Origin of the sequence: Pseudomonas sp. NPDC089569, assembly GCF_050280625.1 — a bacterium.
Classification (GTDB): Bacteria; Pseudomonadota; Gammaproteobacteria; order Pseudomonadales; family Pseudomonadaceae; genus Aquipseudomonas.
In genome coordinates this window covers 1-1,502 of record NZ_JBNNVQ010000258.1, presented here as the reverse complement: position 1 = coordinate 1,502, position 1,502 = coordinate 1, and the positions used below count along the sequence as shown (strand labels likewise).

Below are 1,502 nucleotides of genomic sequence, written 5' to 3'. Positions count from 1 at the left end.
GACAGCGTGGCTGTGACCCGCGAAATCGACGGCGGCGCACAGACCGTTTCCCTGAAACTGCCGGCCATCGTCACCACCGACCTGCGTTTGAACGAGCCGCGCTACGCGTCCCTGCCAAACATCATGAAAGCCAAGAAGAAGCCTCTCGAGACCCTGACTCCAGACGCTTTGGGCGTTTCCACCGCCTCCACCAACAAGACCTTGAAAGTCGAAGCGCCTGCTGCACGCAGCGCGGGTATCAAGGTCAAGTCGGTGGCTGAACTGGTCGAGAAACTGAAAAACGAAGCGAAGGTAATCTAAATGACTATCTTGGTTATTGCTGAACACGACAACAAAGTGCTGGCCCCGGCCACGCTGAACACCGTTGCTGCCGCTGCCAAAATCGGTGGCGACATCCACGTTCTGGTTGCAGGCCAGGGCGCTGGCGCCGTGGCTGAAGCCGCTGCGCAAATCGCCGGCGTGAGCAAGGTCCTGAACGCCGACAACGCCGCTTACGCGCATCAGTTGCCGGAAAACGTCGCGCCTCTGGTTGCAGAGCTGGGCAAGGGCTACAGCCACATCCTGGCTGCCGCCACTTCCAACGGCAAAAACATCCTGCCGCGCGTTGCCGCTGCACTGGACGTTGACCAGATCTCCGAGATCATCTCGGTAGAAAGCGCCGACACCTTCAAGCGCCCGATCTACGCCGGTAACGCCATCGCGACCGTGCAATCGAACGCTGCGGTCAAAGTGATCACCGTGCGTGCCACCGGTTTCGACCCGGTTGCTGCTACCGGTGGTTCGGCTGCCGTTGAAGCCGTTGCTGCTGCTCACAACGCCGGCATCTCCAGCTTCGTTGGCGAAGAACTGGCCAAGTCCGATCGTCCGGAACTGACCGCTGCCAAGATCGTCGTATCCGGCGGCCGCGGCATGCAGAACGGCGACAACTTCAAACACCTGTACGCTCTGGCCGACAAGCTGGGCGCTGCCGTGGGTGCTTCGCGCGCCGCGGTCGACGCAGGTTTCGTCCCGAACGACATGCAGGTCGGTCAGACCGGCAAGATCGTTGCACCACAGCTGTACATCGCCGTCGGTATCTCCGGCGCGATCCAGCACCTGGCCGGCATGAAAGACTCCAAAGTGATCGTTGCGATCAACAAGGACGAAGAAGCGCCGATCTTCCAGGTGGCCGATTACGGCCTGGTGGCGGACCTGTTCGAAGCGGTCCCTGAGCTGGAGAAGCTGGTTTAATCCGGCGTCTTCACTTATAAAAAAGCCCGGCCTTATGGCCGGGTTTTTTTTGCTTATTTTCCTGTAGGAGCGAGCACGCTCGCGATGAACGCCAACGATGACGCTGGCATGCTGACACCCCGCGGTGCCCAATGGTTTTTCGCGAGCATGCTCGCTCCTACAGTTAGAGGCTAACCATCCGGCCGGATTTTTTGCTTTTTTTCCTGTAGGAGCGAGCAAGCTCGCGATGGACGCCAACGATGACGCTGGCCGCCTGACACCCCGCGGTGCCT

At 60.1% G+C, this 1,502-nt stretch carries 2 protein-coding genes; both read left to right on the top strand.

Annotated elements, in window-relative coordinates:
- A partial coding sequence (locus ACQKP2_RS32875; protein ID WP_427582386.1) for an electron transfer flavoprotein subunit beta/FixA family protein occupies nucleotides 1-300 on the top strand: 300 nt, incomplete at its 5' end.
- Nucleotides 301-1,230, top strand: a complete 930-nt coding sequence (locus tag ACQKP2_RS32870; RefSeq protein ID WP_427582385.1) for an electron transfer flavoprotein subunit alpha/FixB family protein — start codon at nucleotides 301-303, stop codon at nucleotides 1,228-1,230.
- Nucleotides 1,231-1,502 lie beyond the last annotated feature (272 nt).